At 57.9% G+C, this 24,908-nt stretch carries 24 protein-coding genes and 1 pseudogene; 18 read left to right on the plus strand and 7 right to left on the minus strand.

Annotated features, from left to right (window positions below; all coding sequences use genetic code 11):
• Positions 1-109 precede the first annotated feature (109 nt).
• The 8 genes from B5V00_RS12190 to B5V00_RS12225 all read left to right on the plus strand — a co-directional run bounded on the left by B5V00_RS12190 (position 110) and on the right by B5V00_RS12225 (position 6,523).
• A complete protein-coding gene (locus B5V00_RS12190) occupies positions 110-1,006 on the plus strand; it encodes a branched-chain amino acid ABC transporter permease (protein WP_085011082.1) in 897 nt (298 codons plus the stop codon).
• The gene (locus tag B5V00_RS12195; protein WP_085011083.1) at positions 1,006-1,962 is read left to right on the plus strand and encodes a branched-chain amino acid ABC transporter permease; all 957 of its coding nucleotides are present in this window, start codon (positions 1,006-1,008) and stop codon (positions 1,960-1,962) included. The genes B5V00_RS12190 and B5V00_RS12195 overlap by 1 nt, the downstream gene beginning before the upstream one ends.
• Positions 1,952-2,728, plus strand: a complete 777-nt coding sequence (locus B5V00_RS12200) for an ABC transporter ATP-binding protein (protein WP_085011084.1) — start codon at positions 1,952-1,954, stop codon at positions 2,726-2,728. The genes B5V00_RS12195 and B5V00_RS12200 overlap by 11 nt, the downstream gene beginning before the upstream one ends.
• Positions 2,721-3,440, plus strand: a complete 720-nt coding sequence (locus B5V00_RS12205) for an ABC transporter ATP-binding protein (protein ID WP_085011085.1) — start codon at positions 2,721-2,723, stop codon at positions 3,438-3,440. Before B5V00_RS12200 ends, B5V00_RS12205 begins: the two co-directional genes overlap by 8 nt.
• 132 nt (positions 3,441-3,572) lie before the next feature.
• Positions 3,573-4,985, plus strand: coding sequence for a sigma-54 interaction domain-containing protein (locus tag B5V00_RS12210; protein WP_085011086.1), 1,413 nt, complete (start codon positions 3,573-3,575; stop codon positions 4,983-4,985).
• 126 nt (positions 4,986-5,111) lie between these two features.
• Positions 5,112-5,939, plus strand: a complete 828-nt coding sequence (locus tag B5V00_RS12215) for an AraC family transcriptional regulator (RefSeq protein WP_085011087.1) — start codon at positions 5,112-5,114, stop codon at positions 5,937-5,939.
• A gap of 75 nt (positions 5,940-6,014) precedes the next feature.
• Positions 6,015-6,191 carry a DUF1127 domain-containing protein gene (locus B5V00_RS12220; protein ID WP_085011088.1) on the plus strand — a complete coding sequence of 59 codons (177 nt, stop codon included), beginning with the start codon at positions 6,015-6,017 and terminating at the stop codon, positions 6,189-6,191.
• The gene (locus B5V00_RS12225; RefSeq protein WP_085011089.1) at positions 6,188-6,523 is read left to right on the plus strand and encodes a tRNA-binding protein; all 336 of its coding nucleotides are present in this window, start codon (positions 6,188-6,190) and stop codon (positions 6,521-6,523) included. The genes B5V00_RS12220 and B5V00_RS12225 overlap by 4 nt, the downstream gene beginning before the upstream one ends.
• A 359-nt stretch (positions 6,524-6,882) precedes the next feature.
• On the opposite strand, the gene B5V00_RS12230 is transcribed toward B5V00_RS12225, so the two are convergent.
• Positions 6,883-7,734, minus strand: a complete 852-nt coding sequence (locus B5V00_RS12230; RefSeq protein ID WP_245803962.1) for a DNA ligase — start codon at positions 7,732-7,734, stop codon at positions 6,883-6,885.
• 164 nt (positions 7,735-7,898) lie between these two features.
• Here B5V00_RS12230 and B5V00_RS12235 point away from each other — a divergent pair, with 164 nt between their 5' ends.
• The 6 genes from B5V00_RS12235 (at position 7,899) to B5V00_RS12260 (ending at position 15,660) form a co-directional block, all read left to right on the plus strand.
• Complete coding sequence (locus B5V00_RS12235; RefSeq protein WP_085011107.1) at positions 7,899-8,099, plus strand: hypothetical protein; 201 nt, start codon at positions 7,899-7,901, stop codon at positions 8,097-8,099.
• Between the two features lie 183 nt (positions 8,100-8,282).
• A complete protein-coding gene (locus tag B5V00_RS12240) occupies positions 8,283-10,112 on the plus strand; it encodes a cytochrome c3 family protein (protein ID WP_085011091.1) in 1,830 nt (609 codons plus the stop codon).
• Between the two features lie 272 nt (positions 10,113-10,384).
• The gene (locus B5V00_RS12245; protein WP_085011092.1) at positions 10,385-11,374 is read left to right on the plus strand and encodes a beta-ketoacyl-ACP synthase III; all 990 of its coding nucleotides are present in this window, start codon (positions 10,385-10,387) and stop codon (positions 11,372-11,374) included.
• Between the two features lie 453 nt (positions 11,375-11,827).
• Positions 11,828-12,982, plus strand: coding sequence for an alpha/beta hydrolase family protein (locus B5V00_RS12250; RefSeq protein WP_085011093.1), 1,155 nt, complete (start codon positions 11,828-11,830; stop codon positions 12,980-12,982).
• Between the two features lie 211 nt (positions 12,983-13,193).
• Entirely contained in the window at positions 13,194-13,856 is a 663-nt protein-coding gene (locus tag B5V00_RS12255; RefSeq protein WP_085011094.1) for a YEATS-associated helix-containing protein, read from the plus strand.
• A complete protein-coding gene (locus B5V00_RS12260; protein ID WP_085011095.1) occupies positions 13,846-15,660 on the plus strand; it encodes a hypothetical protein in 1,815 nt (604 codons plus the stop codon). The genes B5V00_RS12255 and B5V00_RS12260 overlap by 11 nt, the downstream gene beginning before the upstream one ends.
• Before the next feature lie 29 nt (positions 15,661-15,689).
• Here the strand turns inward: B5V00_RS12260 and B5V00_RS12265 are convergent, their stop codons facing one another.
• From B5V00_RS12265 to B5V00_RS12275, 3 genes are all read right to left on the minus strand, one after another.
• Positions 15,690-16,463, minus strand: a complete 774-nt coding sequence (locus B5V00_RS12265) for an AMP nucleosidase (protein ID WP_085011096.1) — start codon at positions 16,461-16,463, stop codon at positions 15,690-15,692.
• A gap of 220 nt (positions 16,464-16,683) precedes the next feature.
• Positions 16,684-17,589 carry an AEC family transporter gene (locus B5V00_RS12270; RefSeq protein WP_085011097.1) on the minus strand — a complete coding sequence of 302 codons (906 nt, stop codon included), beginning with the start codon at positions 17,587-17,589 and terminating at the stop codon, positions 16,684-16,686.
• 150 nt (positions 17,590-17,739) lie between these two features.
• Positions 17,740-18,861 (minus strand): beta-ketoacyl-ACP synthase III, encoded by a 1,122-nt coding sequence (locus B5V00_RS12275; protein ID WP_085011098.1) that lies wholly within the window; start codon positions 18,859-18,861, stop codon positions 17,740-17,742.
• Positions 18,862-19,056: 195 nt separating this feature from the next.
• Between B5V00_RS12275 and B5V00_RS16985 the strand changes: the two genes are divergently transcribed.
• The 4 genes and pseudogenes from B5V00_RS16985 (at position 19,057) to B5V00_RS12290 (ending at position 22,390) form a co-directional block, all read left to right on the plus strand.
• Entirely contained in the window at positions 19,057-19,242 is a 186-nt protein-coding gene (locus B5V00_RS16985; RefSeq protein ID WP_139800762.1) for a hypothetical protein, read from the plus strand.
• Positions 19,243-19,254: 12 nt separating this feature from the next.
• Positions 19,255-19,863: pseudogene (locus B5V00_RS12280) on the plus strand (peptide-methionine (S)-S-oxide reductase MsrA); the annotation flags it as partial.
• A gap of 119 nt (positions 19,864-19,982) precedes the next feature.
• Positions 19,983-20,480, plus strand: coding sequence for a YcxB family protein (locus B5V00_RS12285; RefSeq protein WP_085011100.1), 498 nt, complete (start codon positions 19,983-19,985; stop codon positions 20,478-20,480).
• Between the two features lie 221 nt (positions 20,481-20,701).
• Positions 20,702-22,390 (plus strand): acetate--CoA ligase, encoded by a 1,689-nt coding sequence (locus B5V00_RS12290; protein WP_085011101.1) that lies wholly within the window; start codon positions 20,702-20,704, stop codon positions 22,388-22,390.
• Between the two features lie 25 nt (positions 22,391-22,415).
• Here B5V00_RS12290 and B5V00_RS12295 read toward each other — a convergent pair whose 3' ends face one another.
• From B5V00_RS12295 to B5V00_RS12305, 3 genes are read right to left on the minus strand one after another with little or no spacing between them, the layout of a single operon-like run.
• Positions 22,416-23,552: a tRNA-queuosine alpha-mannosyltransferase domain-containing protein gene (locus tag B5V00_RS12295; RefSeq protein ID WP_085011102.1), complete on the minus strand. Its 1,137-nt coding sequence runs from the start codon at positions 23,550-23,552 to the stop codon at positions 22,416-22,418.
• Positions 23,552-23,803: a YheU family protein gene (locus B5V00_RS12300; RefSeq protein WP_085011103.1), complete on the minus strand. Its 252-nt coding sequence runs from the start codon at positions 23,801-23,803 to the stop codon at positions 23,552-23,554. Before B5V00_RS12300 ends, B5V00_RS12295 begins: the two co-directional genes overlap by 1 nt.
• Before the next feature lie 27 nt (positions 23,804-23,830).
• Positions 23,831-24,775 carry a rhomboid family intramembrane serine protease gene (locus tag B5V00_RS12305; protein WP_085011104.1) on the minus strand — a complete coding sequence of 315 codons (945 nt, stop codon included), beginning with the start codon at positions 24,773-24,775 and terminating at the stop codon, positions 23,831-23,833.
• Positions 24,776-24,908: the final 133 nt, after the last annotated feature.

Below are 24,908 nucleotides of genomic sequence, written 5' to 3' on the forward strand. Positions count from 1 at the left end.
TCCCTTCCCGCATCTGCCCCTCAGACGCGAGAGCGGGACTGTTGCGTCCTTCCCTGGCGTCTGCAAGGCAGAACAAGAATTTCGCTTTATCCAGTAGGAGAGAGGTTTCATGGATATTTTCCTGCAACAGCTGGCCAACGGCCTGACCATCGGCAGCATGTTCGCCCTGGTGGCGCTCGGCTACACCATGGTCTACGGGGTCATGCGGCTGATCAATTTCGCCCACGGCGACATGGTCGCGGCCTCGGCCTTCGTCGGCCTGACCATCTACACCCAGGTGATGGGGCAGGCGACCTCGCTGCCGGCGGTGATCGCCATTTTCCTGTTGTCGGCGGTCTGCATGGCCTGTATCGGCATTATTCTTGAGCGGGTCGCCTATCGCCCGCTGCGTGAAGCGCCGCGCCTTTCGGCGGTGGTTTCGGCGCTTGGCGCCTCGCTGGTGATCCAGAACGGCATCATGCTGATCTGGGGGCCGCGGATGCGCATCTTTCCCGAGCTGGTGCCGCAGGTCTACTGGGATTTCGGTGGCGTGGTGATCAGCCTGATTCAGGTCATCATTCTGGTGCTGTCGCTGGTGCTGATGGTCGCCCTTTACCTGTTTGTTGAAAAAACCCGTATCGGGGCGGCGATCCGCGCGTCTTCCATCGATCAGGATGCCGCCCGGCTGATGGGGATCAACGTCAACCGCATCATCGCCCTGATCTTTATCATCGGCTCCTCGCTGGGCGCCGTCGGCGGCCTGTTCATCGGTCTCTATTACCGCGGCATCACCTTCAACATGGGCTGGCAGTACGGCCTCTACGCCTTCGTCGCGGCGATTATCGGCGGTATCGGCAACATTCCCGGAGCGATGCTCGGCGGTATGCTGCTCGGCCTGTTCAACGCCTTCATCGCCGGCTATGTGTCCAGTACCTGGGCCGACGCCTTTACCTTTATCCTGCTGATCGTGATCCTGATTGTCCGCCCGACCGGGATTCTCGGCGAGCGGGTTGCGGAGAAAGTCTGATGAAACAGCTGCAACGACTTGGATACCCCCTGTTCCTCGGGGTGATGGCGGTGCTGCCGCACCTGCTCAATTCACGCTGGCAGGCGGTGGCGATCACCTTTCTGATCTTCTCCGTGGTCGCCCTCTCCCAGGATATCGTGCTCGGCAAGAGCGGCATGTTCAACATGGGCCAGGCACTCTTCTTCGGCATGGGAGCCTACACCACGGCGATTCTCAATCACCAGTTCGGCTGGTCGCTGCTGGCGACCATTCCGCTGGCGATCCTGCTGCCGGCGCTGTTCGGCATCATCCTCGCCGGCCCCATTGTCCACCTGCGCGGCGACTACCTGCTGGTGACCACCATCGGCTTCAACATCGTCTTCGTCCAGGTGCTGCAGAACAACCTCGGCGGCATCACCGGCGGACCGAACGGCATCTTCGGTCTTGACTCCATGAGCCTGTTCGGCTGGCAGCTGACCAGTCAGGTCGCGGTCTACTACTTCGCCTTCGCCGTGCTGCTGGCGACCCTGTGGGTGATGCACAACCTGGAGAAGAGCAAGGCCGGCCGGGCCCTGCACTACCTGCGCGAGGACCAGCTGGCGGCAGAGAGCATCGGCATCAATACCCGGGTCTACAAGATTTTCGCTTTCGGCCTCGGCGCCGGTATCGCCGGTCTGGCCGGGACTGTCTACGCCACCCAGTACTCCGCGGTCAGCCCGGAGGCCTTTGACTTCATCCAGTCGGTACTCTTTTTCAGTATCGTCATCGTCGGCGGCTCCTCGGTGCCCGGCGTGCTGCTCGGGGTCTTCGTCATGTTCGTGCTGCCGGAGATTTTTCGCGAGTTCGCCACCTGGCGCTTCTTCATCTTCGGTTTCGCGATGATCTTGTCGATGATCCTGCGGCCGCGCGGCATCGTTCCGGCGACCTTCGGTAAAATTCCCAAGTTTCTGATCAAGGATGGTTCCCATGGCGCGTAATGAGCTGATCCTGAGCAATGTCACCAAGCGCTTCGGGGGCCTGGTCGCCGTCGATGATCTGAGCTTCAAGGTTGAATCGGGGCAGATTTACGGCATCATCGGCCCCAACGGCGCCGGCAAGACCACGGTCTTCAACTGCATCACCGGTATTTACAAGTCGGAAGAGGGCTCGGTGCAGTGGCGCGGTGAAGAAATCCGCGGCCTGACCCCCTACCAGATCGTCGATCGCGGCATTGTCCGCACCTTCCAGACCATCCGCCTGTTCAGCCAGATGTCGGTTGCCGAGAACATCATGAGCGGCCGCCACATCAAGAGCAGCCAGAAGTGGTGGCACGGTATCGTCCATACCCCCTGGTCGAAGCGGGATGAACTGGAGAACTGGCGCAAGGTTGAAGAACAGCTCGATTTCTTCAACCTCGGCCAGTACGCCGCCACGCCGACCGGCAGCCTGCCCTACGGAATTCAACGCCGTATCGAGATGGCGCGGGCGATGGCGGTCGATCCGACGCTGCTGATTCTTGACGAGCCGGCCGCGGGCCTGAATGACAAGGAAACCCTTGAGCTGCTGGAAACCATTTTCAAGATCCGTGACAAGGGGGTTACCGTACTGCTGATCGAGCATGACATGGACATGGTGATGGAGGTTACCGATTACCTGACGGTGATCAACTTCGGCAGGAAGATCGCCGAGGGAACCCCGGCGGAAATCCAGCAGAATCCCGCCGTCATCGAGGCATACCTGGGAAGCGAGGACGACGATGAGTGACGATATCCTGTTTGAAATCAAGGACCTCGAGGTTTCCTACGGCAGCATCGCGGCGATCAAGGGGATCTCGCTGCAGGTCCGCAAGGGTGAGATCGTCACCATCCTCGGCGCCAACGGCGCCGGCAAGACCACCACCATGCGCACCATCAGCCAGCTGCTCAAGGCGAAGAGCGGGTCGATCCGGTTCAAGGGGCATGAGCTGACCAGCCTGCCCGCCCACAAGATCGTCAAGCTCGGCATCAGTCACTCCCCCGAGGGCCGACGGGTGTTCGGTATCCTTACCGTTGAGGAGAACCTGCTGCTCGGCGCCTTTACCCGCTCGAAAGTTGATCGCAACACCCTGGACTGGGTTTATGAACTCTTCCCCCGCCTGAAGGAGCGCAAGAAGCAGCTCGCCGGCACCCTCTCCGGTGGTGAGCAGCAGATGCTGGCCATCGGCCGGGCGCTGATGTGTAATCCGGAGATGCTGCTGCTTGATGAGCCCTCCCTCGGTATCGCGCCGATCCTGGTCAAGGCGATCTTCCAGCAGATCAAGGAGATCTCCCGCAAGGGGGTGACGGTGCTGCTGGTCGAACAGAATGCCAAGGCGGCCCTCAAGCTCGCCGACCGCGGCTACGTGCTCGACGTCGGCAGGATCGCCCTGGCCGGCACTTCGGAAGAACTGCTCGCCTCGCCCAAGGTGCAGGAGGCGTATCTGGGGAAGAAGCACTGAACCCGGCTTCGGCCGGGTTCAACGAGGCGAGAGGCCAGAGGTGCGAGGCGAGGGGGCCTGTGCAGACGCAAAGCGTCTGAATGTCACCTTTAGCCACTGGCCCCTCACCCCTGGCCTGCTCCGAAGGAGCCCATGGACCGCTCGATTCAGGAACTGACCTGGGAGCATGACGCGATTATCGACTCCTCGTCCGACGGGCTGTTCGTCTGCGACGGGCAGGGGGTGATCCTGCGTGTCAACCCGGCCTCTGAGCGGATCAACCAGGCCACGGCCGAGCAGCTGGTCGGCCGTGATTATATGGATGCCGCCGCCGAGGGGCTGGTGATCCTGCCGTCGGCGGCGCTGGAGGCGATTGAAAAACGTCAGCAGGTCAGCCTGCTGCAGGAGAACCGTTTCGGCCGCAAGCTGATCTCGACCGCCACCCCGGTTTTTGATGACGCCGGGGAGTTGATCCGGGTGGTGGTCAGCGAACGTGATATCACCGAGATTGATCGTCTGCAGCGGCAACTGGAAGAGCAGCAGGCGCTCGGTGACCGCTTTCGCCGGCAGGTGGTTGAACTGCAGCAGCAACAGCTCGAATCCCGGCCGATCATCGCCCGCAGCCCCGGCATGCAGCGCGCTCTGCGTCAGGCGCTGAAAGTCAGCGAGGTTGATTCGATCGTCCTCATCCTCGGTGAATCGGGGGTCGGCAAGGGGCTGATCGCCGACCTGATCCACCAGCATTCGGCCCGCGCCGACAGGCCGATCATCAAACTCAACTGCGGCGCCATTCCCGAAACCCTGATCGAAGCGGAGTTGTTCGGTTGCGAGAAGGGCGCTTTCACCGGCGCCGCCGGCAGCCGGCCGGGTTATCTTGAGCAGGCCGACGGCGGCATCCTTTTTCTCGACGAGGTCGCCGAGCTGCCGCCCGCCTCACAGGTCAAGCTGCTGCGCTTTCTGGAGGACGGCCAGGTGACCCGCCTCGGCAGCACCCGCAGCCGCCGGCTCGATGTCCGTATCCTTGCCGCCACCCATCGTGATCTGCAGCAGATGGTCGCGGCCGGTACGTTCCGTCTCGATCTCTACTACCGGCTGAGCGTCATTCCCCTGACCGTTCCCCCGCTGCGCGAGCGGCAGGAATGCCTGGTCCCCCTTATCCGCACCTGTATCGACCACTTCGCTGATCGCAGCGCGGTTCCCCGTCGCCTGACCGCCGCCGCTCTCGACCTGCTGTGCGCCTATTCCTATCCCGGCAACGTGCGGGAACTGATGAACATCTGCGAGCGGTTGGTGGTGATGTCCGACACCGAGCTGATCGATGTCAACGACCTGCCGCAGACGGTGATCGCCGAAGCGGGCGAGGAGGACGCGGCCCGTTTCGGCAGCTGGCCGGCCGAGATGAGCATGGCGCAGATTCTCGCCAGTGTCGAGCGGCAGGTGCTGCTGGAGACGGCGAAACGCCTTCCGAACCAGCAGAGTATTGGCGCGGCGCTCGGTCTCAGCCAGTCGAGCGTGGCCCGCAAACTGGAGAAGTACGGTATCAGGGCGCGCTTTGGACGGGGGTGAAATTCACATCGGGCGGAGACGCGGAGGGATCCTCAAGGTTGATTTTCACCTGTCCAAGCGGCTAGAGTGAGGTACGGTTGTGTACGTAACTGGGGTGTAAACGTCTTCCTTTCCTGGAACTGTCTCATGGCTGGTGCCCAAGTCCGTTATTTCAAACCCGCAGACATCTCCGGTCTCGAGCTGTTGACCTGCCCGGACGCCGGCTATCTCTTCCCGCCGCACTTTCACCAGGCTTACTGCATCTGGCTCAACACCTCCGGCGGCGAGTACTACCGGCATCGCGGCAATTCCTACATCCTCCAACCCGACAGCTTCGGTATCATCGCACCCGGCGAGGTCCACGAAAATCAAGCCTGCGACACCCTCGCCCGCAGCCTGGTTACCTTCTATCTCGACCCGGATCTGGTACGGTCCATCGGTGCCCAGTTGCGTGGCAGGGAGGTTGGTGACACCGAGTTTCGCACCGACGCCTACAGGGATGTCGAGGTCCTGCGCGGACTGGTCGCCCTCGCCCGCATTCTGCGTGGAAGCCCCTCGACGCTGGAGCGGGAATCGGCCTTTCTTGAGGTCTTCGCCGCCCTGGTCGGCAGGTACGGAACTTCCGGAGGAGGGGGCGCTGACGCCGGCTCAGAATCTGCCCGCGTCGCCCGTGTCATCGAGCTGTTTCATGCCCACCTCGCTGAGGATATCTCTCTTGCCAACCTGGCAAGCCAACTTGGCTGCACCCCCTATCACCTGATTCGTTTCTTCAAGAAGGCGGTCGGGCTCTCTCCCCATGCCTATCTGGTCCAGCTGCGTCTTGAGAAGGCCCATATGCTGATGGCCGCAGGGATGCCGATTGCCGAAGTTGCTTTCGCCACCGGTTTCGCTGACCAGAGTCATCTGACCCGCCACTTCAAGCATAAGTTCGGCATCCCTCCGGGGGCCTACCTGCGGCAGCTCCGTCAGGGATAGAGATCAATTTCCTTCAAGAATTCTCCGGCAATTCCCGCTACTCTCGAAGCAACCATAAGCAATCGGGGGAGCGGCATGATACGGTTATGGCAATGGTGGCGGCGTTATCGCCTCACGAAAGAACAGCAGCGGCAACTGCTGGCAATGGATTCTCGAACGCTCAAGGACCTTGGCATCAGCCGGGTCGATGCCGAACAACTCGCCGGCTGCTATGGTCGCGGCATTGAGAAGGGCTGGAGGGACAAGGTATGAAGGAGATCAGCTGGAACGAGTTTGAACAGGTCGAGTTACGCGTCGGGACCATCGTCGACGTTCAGGATTTCCCCGAGGCGCGCAACCTGGCTTACAAAGTGTGGGCCGACTTCGGCGATGAGATTGGAGAGAAGAAGTCGAGCGCCCAGGTCGCTCACCTGTACAGCAAGGAGGACCTGATCGGCCGGCAGATTGTCGCCGTGGTCAATTTTCCGCCCAAGCAGATTGGCCCGTTCCGCTCCGAGTTTCTGCTCTGCGGTTTCTACCGTGACGACGGTGTGGTGCTGGCGGTTCCGGAGCGAGACGTGCCGAACGGGGCGAAGCTGGGGTAGCCTCGCGCGGAGACGCAGAACCGCTGAGAAAGGCGAGAACTTTTTACCGCGGATAACGCGGGTGGGCGCAGATTTAAACTCCGGTGTAGGCTTTGTCGTTATCCTGAATCCGTGAGTCCCTTGTTGGCGGATAACGCAAGTCACTGACCTGCCCGAGCTTCCCTGAAAATCACCAGCGAACCTATGGGGGCGCTTCAGATTTTTGAAAATCGCATTCCGGCCAAGCACTTGCACTCTCCATCCAACAGGAACTCACCGATTCAGGATTATATCCAGCTTCTTCCGAGGTGAGTCATGTTTTTTTTCTGGCCCGATTTTTCTTCCTGAATCCTGTCGCGAAATAGGGAACTGTCCCTGTTTTACAATCCCTGGTCAGCCCTTATCCGCAGGTAGGACGGAAAGCGGGGAACGCCGGACTTGAAGAACCCGTAGTGCTTGAAGGTGATCACCGCGCCGACCGGCGGTGGGTTGTCCCGCTCGGCGTCGCTGAAGCCGCTGCCGATTCTGAACTCTGTCCCGTTCTCCAGGCGGACCAGCAGTGCCCCGAGCCGTCCTTCATTGCGGCCCTTTCCCGGCAGCCGGGCGATCACCGTCGCCTCGGCGTCCCGGTAACTCTTGACTTTGAGGATGTCCGGGCTGCGGCCGGGGACATAAGGCGCGTCCGGCCTGCGGACAATCAGCCCTTCGCCGCCGAGCTTTTCGATTCGCTGCAGTTCCTGTCGTAGTTGCGCCCGGCCGCGCAGTGTCTGTTGCGGGATGACGAAGGCGTAGGGGGTCGGGTGAGCCGCGAACCACGCGACGGCCGCGGCGATACGTTCGGTGAACCCGCCGGGAGCTTCCGGAACGTCAAAGATGGCGAACTTGAGCTTGAGCCAGTCGTTGTCGGGTCGCTGCCGCCGGACCACGGCCGCCGTCTGCTCGAAGCTGCCGCGCCCGGCCCAGAGCTCACCTTCGACCGGGAAGGGCGGCAGCCCCTGAACGAACTCCCGGGGGGGATGCAGGACGGTCCCGTGTTTCGACAGCAGGCGGTGTCCATCCCAGTGGCCGCGGACTCCGTCGAGCTTCTCACTCATCAGCCAGCCGTTCACATCGGCCGTGCCGTCGTCAACCAGGGGCAGCATCGGCTCCGCTGCCAGGACGCCTGTTGCAAATAACAGTACGCAGGTCAACAACAGGCAGATCCGCAGCGATTCCATCCGCATTTCTCTCATTGTGTCCTCCATGACGTGGTGATGTTCTAATTAACTACATAAAACAGTAGAATGTCCTGTTCGAGTGTTGTAATTGCAACATTTTTTACGCGGGAAAGGGTTGACTTTCCGATTAAAAATTATAGAATATTAACGAAGGTAAATACATGAAAGGGGGTGGGCTTATGAGATCCGTAACACATTGGATGTACGACCATCATTGGGATTCCGCTTCGCTCCATCAGCATTGGACAGGTTTTGTCGGTGTAATCAAAAATGTCTGGCTCGGGCTGCTGCTCCTGGTTCTCGGTGTCGTTGCCCTGATTACCGCCGTCATTATCGCTTACCCGGTTACCGCGTATATCGCGGCGAAATTCTTCCAGTAATATCAGCATCTTTTCATTTCAATGCAATGACCACCCGCCGGTGGTTGTTTTTTTTCAAGCTGCATCCCCCCCTCACCCGGTTGTTCGATTTCTGGATAATAGCAGGAGAAATGATAAAAGATTAATAAATGTTGCGTTATCAACAATTTTCCGTGGCCAGTTCACGAAGAAAGGGGAGAGGATATGAACTCAATCCATTGTCCATGGCTCCCATGGGCTGGGCTCTTCATCGTCTTCCTGTTGTCGGTTGTCCCGGCATCCGCGTCTGCATCCTGCCTCGATTGTCATCCTGAAAACAGTTTCCGGCTGGACTTTCCGGCTTCGGTGCATGGTCCCAATGGCTGCACCAGCTGTCATCGCTTTCCTGCCGGTGGGGAAAGTCATCCCCTTGCTGCTGATCATCGTCCGACGGTCGATTGCAACCGTTGTCACAAGGACATCGCGCAGGCGTACGCATCCAGTGTGCATCGGGCTGCCGGAGTCGGCTGCAGCGAGTGTCATGCCCCGGTTCATGGTCTCCATGCCTGGCGGGAGAACAAGGAAAAAGCGGTTGAGCTGTGTCTCGGCTGTCATGATCAGGAGGATTACCGGCAGTCGGTTCACGGCCGGGCTGTCGCCGATGGCAACGACGATGCGGCTGCCTGTCATGACTGCCATGGTCTGCATGACGTAAGAGCGGTTTCCTCCCTCTCTCCCGGACAGGTTCAGGCTTTCAACGTCGACACCTGTATCCCCTGCCATGCGGATAAAGAAAAAATGACCAGGAACGGGGTCCGCCTCGGCGTGGTTGCCAGCTACCTGTCGAGCCATCACGGCAAGAGCTACCGGCTCGGCAGCACCCGCCGGGCGGCCGGTTGCGCCGACTGCCACACCGCGCACCGGGTGCTGCCGAAGTCTGATCCGGCCTCCAGCCTGCATGGTGACAACCTGGTGAAAATCTGCCGACGCTGCCATCCCGGGGCGACCGCATCGTTTACCCGTTATTATCCCCATGGCGATCATCACGATCGGAACAACTATCCGCTGTTGTACTGGACCTTTCTGGCCATGAATTGCCTGCTGATCGGGGTCTTCGCCTTTTTCTGGATTCACAGCATCCTGTGGATGTTTCGCGGATTTGTGGAGAACCGGAAAAAACTGGCAGCGGCGGCCCGCGGCGAAGGTGTCCTGGTTCACGCCGCGCACAAGCAGTACCGCCGCTTTTCGAAGCATCACATTCTCTTTCACCTGATTGTGATCACCAGTTTTCTCGGTCTTTCATTGACCGGTCTGCCGCTCAAGTTCAGTGATCAGCCCTGGGCCCAGACCCTGATGTCCTTTTATGGCGGGGTCGAGTACGCGGGGCTGCTGCACCGCGCCTGCGCCGTGCTGACCTTCTACTATTTCGTCGCCGCCCTGTTGTTGAGTATCAATTTTCTGTTTATCTCCAAAAAGCCGTCGGGCAACTGCTGGCAGCGGCTGTTCGGGCCCGACTCGCTGATGCCGAACGGGAAGGATGTCCGGGACCTGCTGGGGATGGTTCGCTGGTTTCTGTTCCGGGGACCGAAGCCGGAGTTCGAGCGCTGGACCTACTGGGAGAAGTTCGACTTCCTGGCGGTTTTCTGGGGGATGGTGGCGATCGGCAGCTCCGGTCTGCTGCTCTGGTTCCCGGAATTTTTCGGGCAGTTTCTGCCCGGCTGGGTGTTCAACGTGGCGATTATCATCCACTCCGACGAGGCTCTGCTGGCGACCGGGTTCATCTTCACCGTGCACTTCTTCAACACCCACGGGCGCCCGGAGAAGTTCCCGATGGATTTCGTCATCTTCAACGGTCAGATTTCCCGCCAGGAGTTCATCGAGGAGCGCTCGGCGCAGTGGCGGCGCTACCGGGAGGCCGGGGTGATCGAGCAGTTTGAGATCAAGAAACCCAGCGGGGTGGTCTATGATTTCATCCTCAAGGGATTCGGTTTCCTGGCGCTGTTCACCGGCCTGGCGCTGGCTTTCCTGATGCTGATCGCCTTCATACGGGGCTGAGGACGACACGGCTGGGATGAGCGGCCTGCCGGCCGCGTTTCTGGAGGGTGTTTCGGCTACCCGGATCCACCGGTTGTTTTGTGGAGCGAGGGTGACGGCAACAAAGCAGATTCACTCGTAACGACAGCCGAATCCAGAAATTGCCGGTGGATTTGGGGCTATACTCGTTCTTGAGGGGGAGGGGAGAGATGTGCTATTTATTCGGAGTATTTATGTCGCCCCGGAAGACCCAGGTGAAAACCGGGCCCTAACCCCTGGCAACGAGAACTCCGATGGCACAGAAACCACAGGTCATGATCCTTGGAACCGGCCGCGCCGTGCCGGAAAAAATTCTTACCAATGCCGATCTTGAAAAGATGGTCGACACCTCGGACGAGTGGATTGTCGCCCGTACCGGGATTCGGCAGCGCCACGTCGCCGAACCGGGCAGCGCGCTCTCCGACCTGGTGACCGAGGCGGCGCGCAAAGCCCTGGATGACGCCGGGTTGAGCGCCGACCAGATCGATCTGATCGTCCTCGCCACGGTGACCGGTGATATGAAGTTCCCGTCGACCGCCTGCCTGGTGCAGGAGAAACTGGGGGCGAAAAACGCCGTCGCCTTTGATCTCTCCGCCGCCTGCGCCGGTTTCCTCTACGGCCTGCAGGTGGCCGAGGGGATGATGGCCGTCGCCGGCTACAGGCACGCGCTGGTGATCGGCGGCGAGGTCCTTACCTCGATGGTCGACTGGCAGGATCGCGATACCTGCGTGCTGTTTGGCGACGGCGCCGGTGCCGTGGTACTCGGTCCTGCTGAGGGCGAACGCGGTCTGTTGCAGACCTGCCTCGGCAGCAACGGCGAACACGCCGGTCTGCTCTACAACCCCGGCGGCGGCTGCGTCAATCCGCCCAACGCCGAGACGGTCGCGGCCAATCTCTATGCCATCCGCATGGAGGGTCGCGAGGTTTTCCGCCACGCGGTGGTCGCCATGGCCGACGTCCTGCAGCAGGCGCTGGAGAAGCAGGGCCTGTCCGGGGAGGATATCGACCTGCTGATTCCCCACCAGGCCAACCTGCGCATCATCGAGGCGGTTGCCAAACGTTTCAAGCTGCCGATGGAAAAGGTCTGCGTCAACGTCGATCGCTACGGCAACACTTCCGCCGCCTCGATCCCCATCGCCCTCGACGAACTGCGCCGCGGCGATGGGCTGCAGCCGGGCACCCTGGTCGGCATGGTTTCCTTCGGCGCCGGACTGACCTGGGCGGCGGCACTGGTGCGGGTTTAGCGGGCTGAGGAAAAGCTGACTTGGTCGTGTCGCCGACAGTTAGAGCCATAAGCCCTGCTGCCGCTTAAAATCCTGCCTTTTCGGACCTGAATCCGAATTTTCCGTGACCGCATTTACAGTCACTCCAGCCTTTCAGCAGCCATTTCATGACGAACACCACGGGGACAGTCCCTCTCTGCAAAAGGGACTGTCCCCTTTTTGGTTGGTCGGTAAAGATTTTATCGGCGTTCATCGGCGCAATCGGCGGCTGAAATGCTTTTGACTTAAAACACCATTTGATTAATTTCTTGACGCGGACTCATGGTGGCGCTATAACCAATTGAATTGTTTAAGTTGTTGTTTATTGGAGGGGTTATAGGAGAGGTTCTCCTGGAAAAGAAGCCGCCTGTGTCAGCCTGAGTTGACCGGCGGCTTCTTGTGTTTTCGGCTGTTTCCACATGGAGGAGGGAAGGGATGGCACGTTTTCCGACCGGTCGTACCGCGTTCGTGGTGATCCACGGCATCGGCGAGCAGAACCCGTTCGACACCCTCGACGGCTTCGGGCGTGGCCTGCTGGAGCTGTTTGACCGGCAGGGGATCAACTACCGGCTCGCCCACAAGCTGAAGCGCCATCCCGGGGAGGGCTGGACCGAAAGCTTTCTGCGCGTCTCCCCCAAAACCCGCGGCAAGAGCGCCATCGATATCCACGAGGTCTACTGGGCCTACCTGACCGAGAACCAGATTTCGACCGCCGAGATCAGTCGCTGGCTTGAGGACACCCTGGCTGGAGTGAAGACCTTCTTCAACGAGAACCAGCAGCTGATCCGCGAGTACGAGCAGGCCGACCAGGTCGAGCAGTTGCAGAAGCTCAACAACAAGCTGCGTTGGGGCGCCCGGCTCTATCCGCCCGTCAGCGCCGCGCTGCAACTGCTCGATCCGCTCAGCAGGCTGACCGGCGGCTGGGGCGAAGCGGCGCTGAAATGGCTGGGGGACAAGGCCAGCCCCTACCTCACCGGCTACCTCGGCGATGTCGCCATCTACACCACCACCGACCGCAAGTCGAAATTCTTCAACCTCCGCCAGCGAATTCTGCGCGACAGCCTCGCCATGCTCAAGACGGTGCTTGCCGATCCCGAAATCGATCGGGTGGTGCTCTGCGGCCACTCCCTCGGCAGCGTCATCGCCTACGACACTCTCAACCGGCTGCAGATCGAGGCTTCCCTGCCCGACGCCGAAGAGCTGCCGCTGGACAAGATCAAGGGCCTGATCACCTTCGGCTCGCCGCTCGACAAGATCGCCTTCTTCTTCCGCCAGCACGCCGGCAAGGAGCAATGGTTGCGCGGTCAGATTCTCGGCCAGCTGCACTCCTTCAAATCGAAGCCGCTCTGCTTCAATGATCCGCCAGTGACTCTCGACGACCCGGTGAAGCATGTCTTCGCCGACCTTCCCTGGGTCAACTACTGGGACCGCCAGGACCCGGTCAGCGGGCGGCTGAATCTCTACCGGATCGACCCCGAAGACAACGTCGAACTCAAGCTCGGCAAACCCTGGGGCGTGGCGCATGTCGCCTACTGGGAGCATGTGCCGATGTATGCGGATTTTGCGGGGCGGTTTTTGGGGATGGGGTAGGAGTTGGTTGATGGGTAAATAGTATTATGTCCCCGGAATTCGATGAGAATCTTGAATGTCAATCTTGCCAACTTGAAACTCTGACCCTATAGGGTTTTCTTGGTTGGTCGGCCCCTGACAACAAAAAATCTATTGAAGTCGGGAAGTTTGCCCTTGTCTGAAACTATGAGCCAGCAGTGGGCCAAGGTAAAATCGGAAAGAAGGTATGTGTATGGCTGAAGTAGATATCCCTATAATTAAGATTGTTGCTATTTTATTCTCTGGTGGTCTATATGGAGGCTTTATAAGGTATTTTAGAAATGATAGAAATAAATTATTAGAAAGCATTGTGTATGGATTAGGGTCAGCATTGATGTTGCCTGTTTTTTTGTCAATCTTGTCAAGTGATTTGATGAAAACGGCGAAGTCTAACTATGAGGATATGTTTGTCCTTTTGGGGTTAGCAACTTTGGTGTCAACTTTCTCAGACAAATTTATTGACAGTATGTTTAAAAAAATCAATGAGATGATAAGGACTACAAATGAGAGGGTCGATGTGGCAGAGCAGGTTGCTATAGATACAAAAAATAAAATAGATCCAATAATAATAAAGTCATCAGAGACTCAAAAAAACGAAATCAATGAAAAAGTGAGGGAAGACTTAGATCTTAGCGATGACAGAGTGTCTTTGCTGAAGAAAATAAAAAATAGCAAATATACATATAGGTCTGTTTCGGGTTTGTCGTCAGAACTTGGCCTTTCAGAGGAAGAGACTTCGGTTTTATTGGAAGAACTGCTGTCTAAAGGGTTTGTTGGTAAGACTGGTGGCAATAAATGGTTTTTGACTAGTCAGGGTGCTTTTGTCGCAGAATTGGAGGGAGAAGGTGGTCGCTAATAGTTCCTCATGGGATAAAAAAGATGATGCGTGGAAGGTTGAGGCATCAGACATAAACGTAAAGCAGATAACAGATGAAGAGTTTTATAATTATTTTATAGTAAAAGATGAAGTTAAAGACTTTATTCAACTTGTCCAAAAGAAAATTATACAGGCGCCAAAAGGTTATGGTAAGACGCTTTTTTTAAGAAAAAAAGCAAGTAATTTTATAAAAAAACACCCGAATGAGACATTTCCTCGAGATGGTTTGTGTGAAGATGGAAAGGATCATTCAATTCCAATATTGGAAGATAACACATTTAAAAAGAACTATTATATCTCAGAAGAAGATTTAAAAAATAAATCAAGGGTTAGCGGTAAGATATCAAATATAAAAAATGCATGGATGGCTTCAATTATTCAAGCAGCATATGATTATGTTAACAATGTTGGAGGGAAAAGTGTAAATAAAACTATTGCTTCATTCAGAAATAATCTGTCATTAAGTGCAAAAGAATTAGAAAAAAAGTTGAATGACGGGACGCTGCAAGGCTTCGACCAAGAATGTTATATATTTATTGATAATATTGATAGAATGGTTGATTTTGGGTATGAAATATTTTTGAGTGATGATGAAAGGCACATTGAAGATATTGGCATTTTTCAATTTTGGGTGGCGATACAGGTTGCTTTTTGCTTGGCCATTAATGAGTTGCCCAAAAAACACATACATGTATATGGTGCGGTGAGGCATGAAGCATTAAGTCTTTTGGATGAAAGTTATTTCGAATATGCAGATTTAACAAAACTCCAGAGACTAATGACTTGTTTAGATTACAATAAGAATGACATTGAAAAAATATATTTTAACAATATTGCCTTGTCTATGGGATGTTCTCCAATATCAAAAAATGAACAAAGAGAGGCAATAGTTAAATATTATGGATTAAGAAAACCGGTGATATTCAATGGACTGATCAAGAAAAATGAAAAATTATTCGATTATCTATATCGACATACATTGTATAAACCGCGTGATATTGTTAATATTGGGTACAAAATAAGATATACATGCAAGAAACATATTGCGGATAGAGAAGAATTTATAAAAATGGTTGTCCATGAAAAATCACTTTATAAGTCAATTGTAGGTGATTATTTGACAGAGATAGGATCTCCTCTGCAGGGAAAAATAAATGTCCTTGCCAATTATAATAGCGACATAAAAAATATTTTAACTATAAACGATTTGAAAACAATTTGCAGGTGGATAAACAGAATAGGTAAAGATGAAGAGTGTGATGAATGTATTGATTGCGATAAATTTCACTATTTCTGTTACTTGTATAACGCCGGTCTGCTTGGGGTAGAAAAAGCTCAATCTAAGAAGGTGACACAAAAATTTCAATTGCCACACCAGCGTGATGAGATTTTAACGGGTGGATATAGATCTATTCATAGGCTTAGAAAAAAGGATTACTTTTTTTTACATCCGTTACTTTATGGAAGGGCAAAGTTTTCTGCAAATACAAAGATTTTAATAGGAGACGGTGATTTATTTTATAAAATTTATAAATACGGAATTAGGTCTGATGATGGTAGAAAATATAATGTTTCAATGTATTTATCAGAGAATTGGAAAATTAAATTCAAAGTAATTTTTGATAAAAATTTTTCGGTGTATGAAGAATTATTGAGAACTGCCAAGGATATTTTGGATAGCCAAGAAATTCGTAAATATTTACCAGAATCAGAAATAGAGAAAGTTTATGAAATGGCAAGTAAGTTAGAAATAAATAGATTTTCTACTCATATTGATATTTGACTGTTTGTAGAGTAGAGGGGAGGGGTTTCTCAATAAAGAAAATGTTTGATCTTTTCCCCCTTTTCGCCAATCTCCGTCATCGCATCAATACCGATCTGCAGGTGGCTGTCGGCCCAGCGTTGCGTCACTTGCTGGTCCGATTCCTCGGTTTTGACTCCCTCGGGAGTCAGGGGGACGTCTGAGACCAGCAACAGCGCGCCGCGGGCGATGACGTTGTAGTGGCCGACGATGAAGATGGTCGCGGTTTCCATGTCGATGCCGATGCTGGTGGTCTTCTTGAGTTTCTGCAGAAAGGCCTCGTCATGTTCCCAGATGCGGCGATTGGTCGAATAGACCACCCCGGTGCGGTAATCGTGGCCATGTTCGAGGATCTTCTCCGAAACGAACTTGTGCAGTTTAAAGGATGGCAACGCCGGGACTTCGGCCGGAAAGTAATCGTTGCTGGTTCCCTCGCCGCGAATTGCCGCATTCGGCAGAATGAAGTGGCCGATCTCGGTCGATTTTTTCAATCCGCCGCATTTGCCGAGAAACAGTGCCCCTTTGGGCTGGATGGCACTGAGCAGGTCCATAATGGTGGCGGCGTTCGCTGAACCGATGCCGAAGTTGATGATGGTCAGACCGTTGCTGTTGGTCGCCGACTGCATCGGCCTGTTTTCTCCCTGGATATCACAACCGAACTTCTCCGCAAACTTGACGACATAGTGTCGGAAGTTGGTGAGCAGGATGTAGTCACCGAAGCCGTCGAGCGGCATTCCGGTGTAACGCGGTAACCAGTTTTTGGTGATCTCATGACGATCGAGCATGGAACCTCTCCCTGAAAAGTCAAAATCTCTTTAAAAGGATAGGGGGCGGCGGCGATTTGGCAAGCCTTTGAAGGCGACGGGGTGCCAGCCCTTGATGCAATCAGGGGCGTTTTACCTTTATTCCTTTGTACGGAAGAGAACAGCATCCTTGCATGGGGGCAGGGGCGACCGGCCGGTCGCCCGTACTCGAAATATCATCTTTTCAGTGTCATGCTTTGTTTTAGAGCAGCACCATGGTCAGGGTCAGTGTCGCCAGGCTGGCCAGGGTCGAGACCAGGACCACGGAGGTGACGAAATCGGGAACGATATCGTTTTCCCTGGCGATGATCGCCACCAGGACGGCGGTCGGCATGCCGGCCTGGAGGACGCCGGCGGCAAAGTCGATCTGCCCCAGGCCGAAGGACAGGGCGATCAGGGCGGCGAGGGCCGGGGCCAGCAGCAGGCGGATGGCGGAGGCGGCAAACACGTCCGGCGACAATCTGACCCGCTTTTGCTCCAGCAGCTGCAGGCCGAGGGCGAACAGCATCACCGGAATCATGGCATCGGCCAGCAGGCCGATCATGCGCGACAAGACCAGCGGGACGGTCAGGTGGCTGTTGGCGACCGCCAGGCCCGGTATCGTCGCCCAGAGCGCCGGGGTTCTCAGCAGTCCTTTCAGGGCCCCCGATCCCCCGCCGCGCGCCCAGCCGGCGGCACTGACACAGACCACGAAGGCGACGATGGTGATGGCGACAAAGTAGATGGTCGCCGGGGCCAGCGCCGCTTCGCCCAGCCGGAAGCGGATCACCGCCAGTCCATAATTGCCGACATTGCCGAAGGACGCGATCATCACGAACGCAGCGATCATTTCCCGGGAACGTCCCAGCAGTCGGGCCAGTCCGCCGGCGACGAGCGCGGCGAGCAGGTGGGTGGTCGCGGCGACGCCGATCAGTTTCGCCGCGGCGGAGAGGGGGATGCCGGACTGGCTGAGAGCCTGGAAGATGAAGGCCGGGACGAAGACGTAGTAGGCGACCCGGGTCAGAGTCCGGGCCTGCAGGGCGAGGCGGTTTCCCAGCAGGTAGCCCAGGGCGATAATGCCGAAAACCGGCAGAATGACGTTGAGAAAAACAGTGAAGAGTTCTGACATGGGGGTTCCGTTGACGGGGTCGCTGCCTTTTTGAGGAGGCGGTGGTTGATTCAGGTTTCAGGATGGCTGGTACGACGATATCGTCACAGCGAAAATCAGAACTGAAAACAGGATCCCCTGTTATGCCCGGGTCGTTACAAACCTTTGGGTTCAGGTTTTGCGCACAATTACGCTGCCGGCCGAATAGCCGGCGCCGAAGGAGCAGATCACCCCGAGATCGCCTGCGGCAAGACCGTCATGGTGCAGGTGGAAGGCGATGATCGAGCCGGCCGAGCTGGTGTTGGCGTAGCGGTCGAGGATGACCGGGGCCTCTTCGGCACTGGCCTCGCGGCCGAGTACTTTCTTGCTGATCAGCAGGTTCATGTTGAGATTGGCCTGGTGCAGCCAGAGACGCCTGAGCTGGTCCGGGGCAATATCATTGGCCGCCAGGTGGTCACGGATCAGCCCGGCCACCATCGGAATCACTTCCTTGAAGACCTTGCGGCCCTGCTGGATGAAGAGTTTGTCGGGGCTGTTGATGGTTTCCGGCGTAGCCCGGTTGAGAAAACCGAAGTTGTTGCGGATGTTGTTGGAGAAAGAGGTTGTCAGCCGGGTTGAAAGGATTTCGAAGGCATTCTGCGCGGTGCAGGTTTCAGCCGCCTCAATCAGGATCGCGGTGCAGGCGTCGCCGAAGATGAAATGGCTGTCGCGGTCGCGGAAGTTGAGATGGCCGGTGCAGATCTCCGGATTGATGACCAGTACGGCGCGCGCCTGTCCCCGGGCGATGGCGTCGCAGGCGCTCTGGATGGCGAAGGTGGCCGAGGAGCAGGCCATGTTCATGTCGACGGCGAAACCTTCGATGCCCAGCTGGTGCTGGATTTCGATGGCGACGGCCGGGTAGGGGCGCTGCAGGTTGGAGCAGGCGACCATCACCGCGCCAACCTCTGCCGCATTTTTTCCGGCGGCCTGCAGTGCCTGGCGGGCCGCGGCGACGCCCATCTCGCATTGCAGCGACGGTTCCTCGTTGCTCCGCTCGGGCAGTCGCGGACACATGATTTCCGGATCGAGAATCCCGCTCTTGTTGACCACGTAACGGTTCTTGATTCCCGAGGCCTTTTCGATGAACTCGCAGCTCGATTCCGGCAGCGGCTCCATCTGTCCCTGCGCGATCTGTCCGGCGTGCTGCCGGTTGTGGATGGCAACGTAGCGGTTGTAGGCTGTGACCAGTTCCTGGTTGGAAATCGCCTCGGGCGGCGTGTAGAGCCCGGTACCGCTGATCATGAGAGGTTTCATGCCCTGTTTTTCTCCCCTGGTTTCGAATGAAGATCCGTTAGCCTAACTTATTCTGTAGTCGAGGTAAATATCTGAGCCGGTCGTTGTTTGGAACCGGTATTTCACAGAGTTCAGTCCTGAGCTCCCGATGCCGCCCACCCTTCCGTGGTTCCAGTCGGGTACACGTGATCTGGGGAACCTGCTAGACTGAATCCCATGAACAGAAACAGAAAGACTATGATCGGGATGCTGATTCCCCTCGTCGGCGGGCTGCTGTTTTTTGCCGCCGGCCGTCTGGAATCCGCCTCCCCTGCCGCGAAGGAGTCTGCCATGGCAACCAGCGAACATCCCCTCACTCACCCGGCCGGCCCGACTCGCTACGCGCTGTTCGGCGCTGGCTGATTCTGGGGCGTCGACTCCCGGTTCGGGAGTCTGCCCGGCGTGATCGGGACCACGGTCGGTTATGCCGGCGGCACCACCCCGCACCCCGAATACCGTGCCATGGGGGATCACACCGAAACCCTGCTGGTCGAATACGACCCGGCGCGGATCGGCTACGACGCGCTGCTGGAGGTCTTCTGGGGCCTGCACGATCCGATGTCCCAGCCCCATCTGCGCCAGTATCGCAACGTGGTTTTTTATCTCGACGCGGAGCAGCAGCGGCAGATCGAAGTCTCGGTGGAGCGGGTCCGGCAGCGGAGCGGGCGGCCGGTCAACACCGCTGTCGAGCCGGCCGGAGTCTTCACCGCGGCCGAGGATTACCACCAGAAATATTACCTGCGCGGCGCTGACAACCTGCTGCAGGGGCTGCGCGGCAATTACCCCGATGAGAAGAGCCTGATCGCCTCCACCGCCGCGGCCCGCATCAACGGTTTTCTCGGCTGTCATGGTGATCCCGAAACCCTGGCGGCCGATATCGCCGCGCTAGGGCTCCCGGAAGCGATGCAACTGGAGCTGCTGGAATACCTGACGCTCAGGTGCCGTAATTTTCGCGGCGTGCCCTGCGCCCTGCCGCGGCAGTGATCTTGACCCGCGGGGACAGTCCCTCTCTGCAAAAGGGACTGTCCCCTTCCCACACTCTTCACCCGGCCCAGCGCTGAAATCACTTTCTTCCCGCCGATAACTCTGGCACCATAGGCCCCATGTCCAAACCGATCATCCTCAGCTTTGATCTCACCCGCGATCTCTGGCGCCGGTTCTACGAAGCCCACTACGGCTGCGATACGTCCCTGAAGTGGCGTACCCTCTGGGGGGGCTGCTGCATTGTCATCGGCAGCATGGGGTTCGGTGGCTTTTACCACTCGCCGGTGATTGCCTCGCTGCTGCTTCTCACCGGTTTTTTCGGCGTGCTGTCGAAACAGTTGCTGGTCATCAAGTCCCTGCGCGGAGCCGGTGGTCATCCCTTCTTCGGCAGGGAGCTGGTCGTGGCGATCACGCCGGAGGAGATCGCGGTACGCAGCGGCAACGAGGGCTACCGCCAGCCCTGGGATAATTTTATCGGCTACCGCGTCCTTGATCCCGGCCTGCTTCTCTACCACGACCGCAGTTCCTTCTTCTTCATCCCCGCTTCCAGCATGTCGGCCGGCGACGCGAAGCAGGTTGTCGCGATTGTCGCCGCGGCCGGGGTGGAAAAGCTTTGAATCGGGACACTCCCCCTCACCACCGTCTCCTTTCATTATCGCCGGTGTAAATACCGGTGACACCCCTGGAGGGTCCTTTTCGGACCTGTTGAAACAGGTTTGTCCTGTAATAACAATAAGATATTCTCTTCATAACCGTTAGAACGCTGTTTGGCATTCTCCTTGCCTTCCTCTTTGAAGAATTGATTTTTGTTGCCTGATCAATGCGAAAGGGGAGAATCATGAAAATGACAGCGAACAGCTACGACAACCTGCCGGTGAACCTGCACGGGCCGAACATGCTCGATTACGAGGAGACGGTCGCGACCTACCAGTTCACCATTCCCGAGTACTTCAACTTCGGTTTCGATGTCCTTGACCGCTGGGCCAAAGATCGCACCAAGCTGGCGATGGTCTGGGCTGACCGGACCGGGGAGGAGATCCGCAAGTACAGCTTCTATGACCTGCAGTGCCTCTCCAATCGTTTCGCCAATGTCCTGCGTGACCTCGGCTTCAGGAAAGGGGATCGGCTGTTCGTGATGGTGCCGCGGCTGGTTGAATGGTACGCGGTCATGCTCGGCTGCTTCAAGCTCGGGGTCATTCCCCTGCCGGGTCCCAATATCCTCGTTCCCAAGGATATCGCCTACCGGATCAACCAGGCCGAGGCGGTCGGCGCCGTGGTCTGGCACGAGAACGCCGAAAAGCTGGAGGCGGCAAAAGGAGATTGCCCGAGCCTGAAACAGCTGGTCAGTCTCGGTGGGAAGCGTGACGGTTGGCATTCCTTCGAAGAACTGATGGCGCAGGCTTCACCGCGCCTGTCATGCGACGAGGTTGAGCCGACCCGCGCGGACGACGTGATGCTGATCTACTTCACCTCCGGTACCACCAGATTCCCGAAAATGGTACCCCACACCCAGGCCTCCTACGGCATCGGCCATATCATCACTGCCAAGTTCTGGCAGGATCTCAAGCCGACCGACCTGCACTGGACCCTCTCCGACACCGGCTGGGCCAAGGCCGCCTGGGGCAAAATGTTCGGCCAGTGGCAGATTGGCTGCGCAGTGATGGTCCACGACGCCGACGCCAAGTTCAACGCCAAAACCCACCTCAAGCTGATGGAGAGCTGCGGCGTCACCACTTTCTGCGCGCCGCCGACCGTCTACCGGATGCTGGTGCTGGAGGACCTGAGCCGCTATGATCTTACCGGTATCCGCCATTCTCTGGCTGCCGGCGAGCCGCTCAATCCGGAGATCATCAAGGTCTGGCAGGAGCACACCGGCACCACCATCTACGACGGTTTCGGCCAGACCGAATCGGTCAACCTGATCGCCAACTACCCCTGCATGGAGATCCGTCCCGGCTCGATGGGGAAACCGACCCCCGGCTTTGTGGTCGAGTTGATCGACGATGACGGTAACCCGGTGCCGCAGGGGGAGGAGGGCAATATCGCCGTCAAGGTCAAGCCGGAGCCGCCGGTCGGGCTGCTCGGGGAGTACTGGCGCAACGAGGAGGCGACCCGCGAGTCCTTCATCGGTGACTGGTACTACACCGGCGACAAGGCCACCAAGGATGAGGACGGTTACTTCTGGTTCGTCGGCCGCGCTGACGATGTGATCAACGCCTCCGGCTACCGTATCGGTCCCTTCGAGGTGGAGAGCGCCCTGCAGAGCCACCCGGCGGTGGCCGAAAGCGCCGTGGTCGGCGCGCCCGACCCGCTGCGCGGCACCATCGTCAAGGCTTTCATTATCCTGGCGCCCGGTTTCGAGCCGAGCGATGAACTGGTGACCGAGATCCAGGAGCACGTCAAGGTCGAGACCGCGCCCTACAAGTACCCGCGCGAAATCGAGTTCGTGAAAGAATTGCCGAAGACCATTTCCGGCAAGATCCGCCGCGTCGAGCTGCGGCAGCGGGAAGAGCAGAAGAAAGCGTAATGACAGCGGGAATCAATCGGGCCGTTCAGGTGTTCGTGTCAACCTGAACGGCCCGTTCCGTGACCAGCTTTTCCATCAACCCGTCATAGCGACCTGCCCATTCCGCCCAGTCGTAGCCGGCAACATGATCGTGCAGTTTTTCGGGCGGCGGAGTCGGGTCGGTCAGCATCGTCCGCAGTTTCTTCAGCAGCCCCTCGCCATCCTTGTAGAGGAAGCGGCCCCGCAGTTCTTCAGGCAGGTGTTCCGGATAGGCGAGGCGGTCGGGCAGCAGCGGCGTGCAGCCGCAGTAGATCGCCTGGACCACGCTGGCGCCGAAGAAGTCATGCCTTGAGGTGACCGGCAGCAGGTCCGCGCGCCACAGCCAGCGGGCGTAGTCGGCGAAGCTCTCGGCGTAGCCGAACTGGACGATCCGGCTGCCGAGCCGTTCCTTCGCCTCGGCAAAGACCGGTGGTGCCTGGCGGTAGGATTCGCCGAGGACCGCGACCTCGAACGCCAGTCCTTCATCCCGCAGCCGGTAGAGTGCCTGGAAAAAGTCTTCCGGGTTCTTGTCATACTCCCAGCGATGGTTCCAGAGAATCAGCGGCGGGCCATCCTTTTTCGTTCCCCGCGGCTGATGACGATCGAAACGCCGCAGGTCAAGTCCGAGCGGCAGGACAGAGCTTTTCGCTTCGAGCTGAGCGACACTCTGCAGTTCATTCTGATCGGGAAAACTCTTCAGGAAAGCAGGCAGTTCACGAAAGAAGTCATCCCGGTGGTAGCGGGAATTGAACAGCACCGCGTCGGCGGCCAGGGCGCTGCTGTAGTTGATGAAGGCGTAATGGGCGTCGCGCTGTTTTCCAGGGTCGGCGTCCGCCGGCGACCAGGGATAACTGAGCTGGTTTTCGTGGCAGTAGAGGGCGACCGGCAGCCCGGCGGTCTGGTCCCGGGTGAGAGCGAGGAAGGTTGTCAGGTCGAGCATGTCGCCGGCCAGCAGCAGGTCCGGCTGCAGCCCGCGTTCGTGAAAGCGGCGCGCCAGGGTCACCGCGCCACCGTGCATGCGCCACTTCCAGTGGCGACCGGGCAGGGTCAGCAGCTCGACCCGGTGGCGGCTGCGACGGGCGTATTCTTCGGCCCAGGCGGCATGAGAGCCGCTGTGAAAGGGTTCAATCAGGCAGATATTCATCACGCTTTCCGTTCATCGCCGGCCACGAGATTGGCCGTTTCACTCTTCAGGTCGAAGACCACCCGGACCCGGCCGTTGCGCAACTGCCTCAGGACCTGCTCGACCTTTTCTTCGAGGCTGCAGCCGTCCTGGTCCCAGTCGGCACCGTCGCGGCTGACAAACTCCTGAATCATCCGCCTGAGGGTGTCGGGATTGATCTGTTCCCAGGGGACCTCGATCCCCTCTTCGGTCGGGCACTTGTTGTTTTCCATCCTTACCTTTCTTCGGGCAGTTCCGGGTCAAGCCAGTGCGGCCCACCAGGCCAGCAGTACCAGTACCGCTGACGAGAGGCAGAGCAGGCGGTTGAGATGCGGACCGGGGCGTCCAAGGCGGTCAATGGCGAATTCCGCGCCCAGCCCGAGACCGAAGCCGCAGACAAAGCCGAACAGGTGAGCGCCGAGATCGGTATTTTCTCCGGAAGAGCCGAGCAGTGCCAGCAGGCCGAGGGCGGCGGCAACCGGCAGCGGCCAGCGGCGGCGCAGGTGGTGGCGGTAGCGGACCAGGCTGATGGCGGCCAGCAGGCCGACGGCACCGAAGACGGCGGTCGAGGCGCCGACGGCGCGGTGCGCGGGGTTTTGCAGCAGGGCGTTGACCAGGTTGCCGAGGGCGCCGGCCGCCAGCAGCAGGCTCCAGCCCAGCCCGGCGCCGAGATCACGGCAGAGACGAATAATGAAGACGCTGCCGATCAGCAGGTTGCCGAGCAGGTGCAGCCAGCCGGAGTGCAGGGTCAGGGAGGTGATCAGTCGCCACCATTCCCCGGTGAGAATCTTCCCCGCGTGCGCGTTGCCGAGCTCAATCCAGTCGACCGGGTGGTGTCCAGCCAGATTGACAGGGAGCAGGGTCAGGTCGAAGAAGACACCGACCGCCAGCAGCGTCAGCAGCGAACCGAGCAGGTGGTCACTTGGGGGCGGCAGGGGCGGCAGCGGCGGCGGCCAGTTGTGGTTCTCCTGCTCGTAGAGGCGCAGCTCGGCGCGGGCCCGGGCGAAGCTTTCGTCCGGGACCCACAGCAGCCAGCCGGGACCGCTGGGCTCGGCCTGGAAGAGAAACCCGCGAGCCTCCAGCACCAGCGACCAGCTGCGGAATTGCCGGCGGGAGAGCGGCAGCGGTTCTCCTGTTGCGGCCAGGTCGGGGCGGATCGGTTGCCATTCGGGCCGGTTGAAGGGTGGAGACTGCTGTTTTTCCATGGCCGACAGGATGCCAGATCGGGTTGGGGGCGTCACGTAAAAACCTTGGAAAGGTGCTAGTACCATGTAACCTATAAACTTTCGCATCTTGCTGGTTATTTTCCGCGTCAGCTGCGTTGCGCTTCACCGCTTC

This window comes from Geothermobacter hydrogeniphilus, from assembly GCF_002093115.1.
Lineage (GTDB): Bacteria > Desulfobacterota > Desulfuromonadia > Desulfuromonadales > Geothermobacteraceae > Geothermobacter_A > Geothermobacter_A hydrogeniphilus.